Source organism: Flavobacterium sp., from assembly GCF_043760115.1.
In the GTDB taxonomy this organism is placed as follows: Bacteria; Bacteroidota; Bacteroidia; order Flavobacteriales; family Flavobacteriaceae; genus Flavobacterium.
Map to the genome: position 1 here is coordinate 1 of NZ_JAYUPK010000055.1, position 8,265 is coordinate 8,265.

Consider the following 8,265-nt stretch of genomic DNA (forward strand, 5'->3'; position numbering starts at 1 on the left):
TATGTTTTCGACGACACAAAGCAGGACTGCAATAATTAAAATTATATACAAATTTATGAAAAATTTATTATTTAGCTTAATTGCTATAGTATTATTATCTATTACTGGAAATGCTCAGGCAAATTTTGAAACGGTTTTATCTAATATTAATTTAGATATTACAAACAAAAAATATTATCCAAATGAAACAAATAAATTTGACTTTAATTCAAAAAAACTTAAAAGTTTTATGGATTCCAATGAAGATTTGCTAAACGGTGTAAATTCTGAAAATACTTCTGAAAAATTAAAAGTTGCTAATTTTAAAGAAAAAATAGTTGAATATTTAAACAATAACGGATTTTCAAAAAATGAAGTTTCACAAGAATTTGACAAAAACTTAATTATTACCAGTAAATACGATAATTTTAATTCTATGTTGGAAGATTATGTTGATAACAATATAATTTCTAAAGGTGAAAAAAATATTATTGAACAGAATATTAATTATTTTTTTAGCACTAAAAATTTTAATGATTACGATCAAATAAATAATATTTTTATTCATCACATTAATATTTCAAATCTTACAGAAAGTGAGAAAAAAGAAGTTTTGACTTTTTTTGATGGACTTAAGCTTAATAAAGATTTAATGGAATCAAATTCAAAATTTAAATATTTAAGTTTTTTTCAAGATGATTTAATAAATTTAGAAAATAATGGCAAACCTACTAGAAGTACAAGATGTGCTGGACATATGTTAATGGGAATGTTAGGTGGCAGTATTGGTGGACCAGCAGGTTTTGCTGCAGGTTTTATAGGAGGATTTTGGGCATGTTATGTAGATGGATGTTTTGATTAAATTTAAAATTATGAAAACAATTATTATTATTTTTTTAAAGTGCGCTGTTTTATTTATTTTATTATATGTAATTTATAATTTATGTTTTTTTGAATTTCAAGAAATATTAAAAATTTATTTCATAAAAAAGATAGTATATAATTCGTTAGTTTTAAGCTCATTATTAACAATAATACACGTAATTTTTTCTCTAAATGTTGGAGCAAATGAAAATTTTTCTGTAAATCAATTTTTAAATTTACAAACTAGTACAGATTTAGTTGATTTGGAAGCAAAGATTAAGAGAAATAAGAATTGGAAAAGTACAAGTATTGAGAATGAATCAATCAGATTTCAAAGTTTAATGTCATTAAAATCTTTTGGTGAAATTATAACTATATCTAATAGGAATGATGAAATTATAGTAAGTAGCAAACCAGTTTTTTTTGCAACCTTATTTGATTTTGGAAAAAATTTTGAAAACATCAAGTATATAGAATCAATTTTGAACAGAAAATAAATTAGTAATAAAATAATACCAATGAAAAACTACATCACAATTCTAGTTTTTCTAATTTCAAATTGCCTTCTTGCCCAATCCAACCTAGATAAACTATTAAAAACCGGAGAAATAATAATAACTGGCCTTAGTTTTATAAAAGGTAATAAAACTGCTGTAAATGCTAAAGTGATAGAAAGTGTTTGTATAAAAAACAAACTAAAAGACAAAATTACTTTTAGAATTACTGGCAAGGATGAAGATGGTAATGAGATAAAAAAAGAACTAGTAATACAAAACGATGGTAAAGAATGCCTTTTAGAATTACCCAAAGGCATTTACAGCTATGAAATTGAACTTGCTACCAAAGAAATTTATAAAAAAGGCGAGTACAAGTTTGACGATGAAATAGTCATTACAGTAAAAGATGATTAAATTAAATGAGTTTCAAGTTTTTATTTGAAACTCATTTTTTTAGTATAATGGTTTTTCAATACATCAATTTAATTTTTATACAAATGATTTCAACTTTAATGAGAATTGCCATTGCCTTGTTAACACTGCTTTTAGTAAGTTGCAATAACACAAATACTACCAATACCACTAATACCAATGATTCTATAAAAAAATTCTTGGCTATTGCTAAAAATGATACCTTAGATTTTAAAACTAGAGATAAATACAATGAAAAAGCTTTTAATTTATTGGATTTATCCAAGAATGATAGTGTGTTGAGGAATAATTTGAGTAAGATTACTTTGTATACCAATAAAACATTTGATAAAAAGAATTTTAATAAATATTCTCTAATATTTTTTAAAAAATCATTTGAAAGCAAAGACACATTAAATCTTGCGAGGTGTTATCGTTATAAAGCTAGTTATTTGAAAAAAAATGGAATTTATGATAGCGCTTTTTATTATTTTTTAAAATCAGAAAAATTCTATAAATTCACAACCAATTATTTAGAATTATCTAGATTATATATTTACACAGCACTATTATTATATAAACTTGATGACAATATTGGTGCAGATTATTATATAACCAAATCCAAATTATTTTATGATAAACAAAATAAAAAAGATCTAAATCATGAATATAATATTCTAAATGAAAAGGGTAATATATTACATAATTTAAAAAATTACAATTTAGCAATTTCCTATCACAATCAGGCATTAAAAATTGTCAGAAGCAATAAATTAATTGGTTACAACAATACTAATTTAATTGGAACAAGTTATAATAACATTGGTAATTCATACACAGGAACAAGAGAATTTGAAAAAGCAATTTATTATTTTAAAGAAGGTTTAAAAGAGAAAAATATATTAAAAAACCATCCAGAATTAAATGGAATATTATTAAATAATCTTGGATTTAGTATTTTACAAACTAAAGATAATAAATCAGCTATTACTTATTTGAATAAAGCTGAAATAATTTTAAATAATTATAATTTTTTTAGCGAATCTGCTCAAAATAGTATTTATAAATCTGATTATTATTTTAAGCTAAAAGACACATTAAATGCAAAGTTATTTGCTGACAAGGCGTTGATTATTGCTAGAAAATCTAAATCACCATACACAATTTTAAATAGTTTAGTCCAGGTTGGTTTTGTTAATAAAGAAAAAGCTTCTAAATCTATTAAAGAATATGATAGTAAAATTGACAGTTTAATTGACAAAGAACGAATAGCCAGAAATCAATTCTACAACATTCAATTACAAACCAACGAAATTACTAAAGATAAAGAAAAAGCTATAAAGCAAAAATGGGTTTTAACATCAATAATTGCAAGTGTTTTATTAATCGTTATATTGCTATTTATCATTTACAGACAAAAAGCCAAACAAAAAGAAATTTTGTTACTCCAAGACCAGCAAAAAGCCAATGTAGCCATATATGAATTAATGATAAACCAACAAAAAACTATAGACAATGAAAAAAATAATGAAAAAAAACGCATTGCTAAAGAACTACATGATAATATTTTAAACAAGCTTGCCAGCACAAGATTTAATCTGTTCGAACTTTCTAAAAAAACAGATAAAAAAACCATAGATAAAGCATTGTTACAAATAGATGATATTAAAGATATTGAAAACGAAATAAGAAACATTTCGCACAATTTAAATCAAGATGCTTTTATAGAAACCCACAATTTTCAAACTTTAATTACTACGCTAATACAAGAGCAAAGCAATTTGCACCAAATAAAGTATACTGTAGAAATAATACCAAGTTTAAACTGGGAACTAATTTCTAGTAAAATTAAAATGCAATTGTATAGAATTATTCAAGAAGCTTTGCATAACATATATAAGCATGCACAAGCAACACATGCAACAGTAAACTTTGAACAAGAAGAAAACAGCATTTGTATGTCAATAAAAGATAATGGTTTTGGTTTTAATACTAATGAAGCAAGAAACGGAATTGGTATTAAAAATATGCAAGAACGAATAGAAAGTAATAATGGTAAGTTTTCATTACAATCTAACATTGGTGCAGGAACTTCTATTTTTATTATTTTGCCTTTTTAATGGGTTTCTACTATTAAATTACTATAATTTTTCAATTGTATTATTTTCCATATTGACGCAGAGCTTGTCTGCCGTGGTGGAAAGAATCTCCACAAAATGCTCACGCAAACCAATTTAAAGTTTCCAAGTTTATAGAGATTCTTCCTTCGTCAGAAAGACAAATAGTGCGATGGCTTTTGTCTTCTACTATAACATTTATAGTTGTTTTAAAACTAATGTTAATTAGTATGATAATGTTTGTCGTTTATTATTCCCATTCTGACGAAGGAAGAATCTCCACAAAATGCTCACGCAAACCAACTCAAAGTTTCCAAGTTTATAGAGATTCTTCCTGCGTCAGAATGGAAAAGTGTTGCGATGGCTTTTGTCTTAAACTATAACATTTATACTGTTTCAAAAAATAAGTACAATACTATTATCATCAATAACAATCAATTAAAAAACATTATTCAAACAAATGATTCAAGAATCTCATTTCAGGGTTAATAGTTTTAATAAGTTCTATTTTTTTATTTCTTGTCCATCCTTTAATTTCTTTTTCTCTACCAATTGCTAGTTCAACCCAAGTAAATTTTTCAAAATACAATAAGTAATGCGCGTTATATCTTGCAGTAAACGATTTTAAATTAACGTGATCATTATGTTCTGTTAGTCTTCTTTTTAAATTTTTTGTCATTCCTGTGTATAAAACAGTTTTGGCTTTGTTGGTAATTATGTAAGTGTAAAAAGTGAAATAACCCTCTTGAAATTCTATCATAAAATGGTTTTAGATTGTAAAAATAAATAAAATCAATGTTATTAGTAAAATAATTCTTTATCGTTTATTCTTTCCATTCTGACAAAGAGCTTGTCCGCCGTGGAGGAAAGAATCTCCACAAACAATTCACGCAACCCAAGTAAAAGCTATCCAGTTAACTTGCCAAGTTTACAGAGATTTATCTGCGTCAGATAGACAAATAGTACGATGGCTTTTGTCTTCGACTAGGACATTTATAGTATTTGAAAAATAATTATAAACAATGACATTTAAAGTTATCGTAAAAACCAATGTTAATTTGTATTAGAATTCCTCTAACAACCACTTTTCCATTCTGACGAAGGAAGAATCTCCACAAAATGCTCACGCAAACCAATTTAAAGTTTCCAAGTTTATAGAGATTCTTCCTGCGTCAGATAGACAAATAGTACGATGGCTTTTATCTTCGACTATAACATTTATAGTATTTGAAAAGTAATTATATATTATAACATTTATAGTTATCGTAAAAACCAATGTTAATTATTAGTATTGCATTCTTATAGCGACTACTTTTCCATTCTGACAAAGGAAGAATCTCAATAAAATGCTCACGCAAACCAATTTAAAATTTCCAAGTTAACTTGCCAAATTCGCAGAGATTCTTCCTTCGTCAGAAAGACAAATAGTACGATGGCTTTTGACTTAGACTATGACATTTATAGTATTTGAAAAGTAAATTTCATTAATTACTACAATTCCTCTAAAGACTTTTTTCCATTTTGAAAAAGGAAGAATCTCCACAAAATGCTCACGCAAAACAATTTAAAGTTTCCAAGTTCACAGAGATTCTTCCTTCGTCAGAAAGACAAATAATACGATGGCTTTTGACTTAGACTATAACATTTATAGTATTTGAAAAGTAAATTTCATTAATAACTACAATTCCTCTAACGACTTCTTTACATTCTGACGCAGGAAGAATCTCCACAAAATGCTCACGCAAACCAATAAAAAGCTATCCAGTTAACTTGCCAAGTTCGCAGAGATTCTTCCTTCGTCAGAAAGACAAATAATACGATGGCTTTTGACTTAGATTATAACATTTATAGTATTTGAAAAGTAATTATAAACAATGACATTTATAGTTATCGTAAAAACCAATGCTAATATAATACAATTCCTCTAGCGACTTCTTTCCATTCTGACGCAGGAAGAATCTCCACAAAATGCTCACGCAAAACAATTTAAAGTTTCCAAGTTTACTTGCCAAGTTCGCAGAGATTCTTCCTTCGTCAGAAAGACAAATAGTGCGATGGCTTTTGTATTAAACCAGTAACAATACAGCACACAAATATTCATAATTCATTAAAAATCAATAAGTTGATTAAAAAAACTTACTGATTTACCTATAAAAAACACCTGTTTTTTATAAACCATCCATTCACCCACAATTGGCACACATTCACTACCAAACGATGCTATTCTACATTATACAAGGAAAAGCATATCAATCAATACGTAATGTAGAAGTATTTTTACATCGTTGGAAAGTAAATGAATGTACACATTGAATTCCAACCAATTAAAACCAAAACTAAAAACTAAATTATTTTAATAACACAAAATCCCAAACATTATGAAAAAATTATTTACAATTGCAGCGTTATTTATGTTTATGTTTTCTTTGACTTCTTTTGTCCCAAATGATCTTGGAGGTAAGAATTCGAAACCAACTGGTGCTATTACAATTACATCTCTACATGTAGGTGGGGGTAAAGATTCTAAACCAACTGGTGCATAATCAATAAATCATATATTATCATAAATGAAAGTTATTATTTGTTTAATAACTTTTTTTTATTATTTTTGATGCTTAGTCAAAGATATTGAAAAAAATATTTATTTTAATTATTATTGTTATTTTACAAACTTCATGTAAGGAAAACAATAATCTAATAATATCTGAAAATTTTGCATCAGATAGTTTATCATATTACATCAAAAAAATTAATGAAGTTTCAAAAGATTCACTAGAGTTAAAAAATGAAATTTTAATTAAAGCTTTAGACTTAAATAATCTTCATAAAAAAAATTCGAAATATAGAGATAATCTCTCTAAAATTTTAATAGAATTTTATAATATTGGTGATTTAAGTAATGTAAAATATACTTCATTTTTATTATTGGAAAATTCTATTGATGATAATGATTCTTTAAATATTTTTAAATCATATAGGTATTTAGCTGCGAGTTACAGAGATGAAAATATTCTAGACAGTAGTTTTTACTATTATATAAAAGCTGAAAAGTGTTATTTAAATAAAAAAAAAGATATTGATTATGCTTTTGTAACTTTAAATAAAGGTATAATACAATCAAAAATCAATGATTTTATTGGTTCTGAATTATCTCTTTTAAAATCATACTACATTTATAAAGATAATGTAGATTATAACAACCTATATAATACTTTAAATCAACTAGGTTTAGTTTATAATGAATTAAATGATTTTTATAAAGCAATTGATTTTCATAATAAAGCATTAAAGATTGTTGTTGAATCAGATTTTGAAGATGAAAATCTTAAAGAGTCCGTATGTTACAACAATATAGGTTATTTATATATTAAAAAAGAAAATTATAAACTAGCCATAGAAAATTTTAATTTAGGTTTAAAGAATTCAAATGTTAATGTTGATGATCCAGATTTATATTCTTTATTAATAGATAACCTTGCTTTTTGTAAATTAAAATTAAAAGAATATAATGATGTACCTCAATTATTTCAAAATGCTCTTAAAATTAGAGATAGTTTAAAAGATGTTAGGTTGATTGTTTTAAGCAATATTCACCTTTCAGAATATTACGATGCAATTAAAGACACAACCTTTAGTATACGATATTCTAAAAAAGCATTACAACTTGCCAAAGATTCTCAAAATCCGTTTGATATTGTTTTATCATTAAAACAAGCAGCGTCTGTTGATAAAAAAAATTCATCAGAATATACCTCAGATTACATTAAAATAAGTGATAGTCTTCAAAATGAAGAACGAAAAAACCTTGATCGTTTTGCAAGAATACAATTAGAAACCGATGAACTTATAAAAGAAAATACTTTTTTAACAGAAAAAAACAAACGTATTATTGGTTTAGTTTTTGCCTTTGGGTCTATTTTACTTATTTTGTTTTACAGTAGGACACAGTTTTTAAAAAATAAATACCTTTTATTAGAACAATCGCAACAACGTGCCAACGAAGATATTTATAGATTGGTAATATCTGAACAAGATAGTATTGACCATGGTAAAAACTTAGAGAAAAAAAGAATTGCCAAAGAACTTCATGATGGAGTTTTAGGTAGATTGTTTGGTTTAAGACTAAACTTAGACATGCTAAATAGTAGAGATGACAACCAAGTAAGTAAAGACCGAAAGAGTTTTTTAAACGAGTTGCAACTTATTGAACAAGATATTAGAGAAATTTCGCACGAGCTAAGTAGAGAGAAAATAGAATTGATAAATAACTTTTTAAGTTTAACAAATGCACTCTTTGAAAACCAAGCCAAGATAGGCAAAGCCAAACTACAAACCGAAATTGACACAACTATTAACTGGGATTTATTGTCTAATAGTACACGAATTAATCTGTATAG

General features: G+C 25.9%; 7 protein-coding genes. 6 read left to right on the forward strand and 1 reads right to left on the reverse strand.

Annotated features, from left to right (window positions below):
- The first annotated feature begins 55 nt into the window (after positions 1–55).
- The 4 genes from ACH2BC_RS04560 to ACH2BC_RS04575 all read left to right on the forward strand — a co-directional run bounded on the left by ACH2BC_RS04560 (position 56) and on the right by ACH2BC_RS04575 (position 3,871).
- On the forward strand, positions 56–841 hold the full coding sequence (locus ACH2BC_RS04560) for a hypothetical protein (RefSeq protein ID WP_395052802.1): 786 nt from the start codon (positions 56–58) through the stop codon (positions 839–841).
- Between the two features lie 10 nt (positions 842–851).
- On the forward strand, positions 852–1,340 hold the full coding sequence (locus ACH2BC_RS04565) for a hypothetical protein (RefSeq protein WP_395052803.1): 489 nt from the start codon (positions 852–854) through the stop codon (positions 1,338–1,340).
- Between the two features lie 21 nt (positions 1,341–1,361).
- On the forward strand, positions 1,362–1,754 hold the full coding sequence (locus ACH2BC_RS04570; protein ID WP_395052804.1) for a hypothetical protein: 393 nt from the start codon (positions 1,362–1,364) through the stop codon (positions 1,752–1,754).
- An 83-nt stretch (positions 1,755–1,837) separates the two neighbouring features.
- Positions 1,838–3,871, forward strand: a complete 2,034-nt coding sequence (locus ACH2BC_RS04575) for an ATP-binding protein (protein WP_395052805.1) — start codon at positions 1,838–1,840, stop codon at positions 3,869–3,871.
- A 445-nt stretch (positions 3,872–4,316) separates the two neighbouring features.
- On the opposite strand, the gene ACH2BC_RS04580 is transcribed toward ACH2BC_RS04575, so the two are convergent.
- Positions 4,317–4,628, reverse strand: a complete 312-nt coding sequence (locus tag ACH2BC_RS04580; protein ID WP_395052806.1) for a GIY-YIG nuclease family protein — start codon at positions 4,626–4,628, stop codon at positions 4,317–4,319.
- 1,618 nt (positions 4,629–6,246) lie between these two features.
- On the opposite strand from ACH2BC_RS04580, the gene ACH2BC_RS04585 reads away from it, so the two are divergent.
- Both ACH2BC_RS04585 and ACH2BC_RS04590 read left to right on the forward strand, forming a co-directional pair.
- Positions 6,247–6,411, forward strand: a complete 165-nt coding sequence (locus tag ACH2BC_RS04585) for a hypothetical protein (protein WP_395052807.1) — start codon at positions 6,247–6,249, stop codon at positions 6,409–6,411.
- Between the two features lie 85 nt (positions 6,412–6,496).
- Positions 6,497–8,265: tetratricopeptide repeat protein (locus ACH2BC_RS04590; protein WP_395052808.1), on the forward strand; the 1,769-nt coding region annotated here is incomplete at its 3' end.

Coding starts and splice junctions, on each gene's coding strand:
- ACH2BC_RS04580 (WP_395052806.1), bottom strand. CDS start 4,628: ATGATAGAATTTCAAGAGGGTTATTTCACTTTTTACACTTACATAATT.
- ACH2BC_RS04560 (WP_395052802.1), top strand. CDS start 56: ATGAAAAATTTATTATTTAGCTTAATTGCTATAGTATTATTATCTATT.
- ACH2BC_RS04570 (WP_395052804.1), top strand. CDS start 1,362: ATGAAAAACTACATCACAATTCTAGTTTTTCTAATTTCAAATTGCCTT.
- ACH2BC_RS04565 (WP_395052803.1), top strand. CDS start 852: ATGAAAACAATTATTATTATTTTTTTAAAGTGCGCTGTTTTATTTATT.
- ACH2BC_RS04585 (WP_395052807.1), top strand. CDS start 6,247: ATGAAAAAATTATTTACAATTGCAGCGTTATTTATGTTTATGTTTTCT.
- ACH2BC_RS04575 (WP_395052805.1), top strand. CDS start 1,838: ATGATTTCAACTTTAATGAGAATTGCCATTGCCTTGTTAACACTGCTT.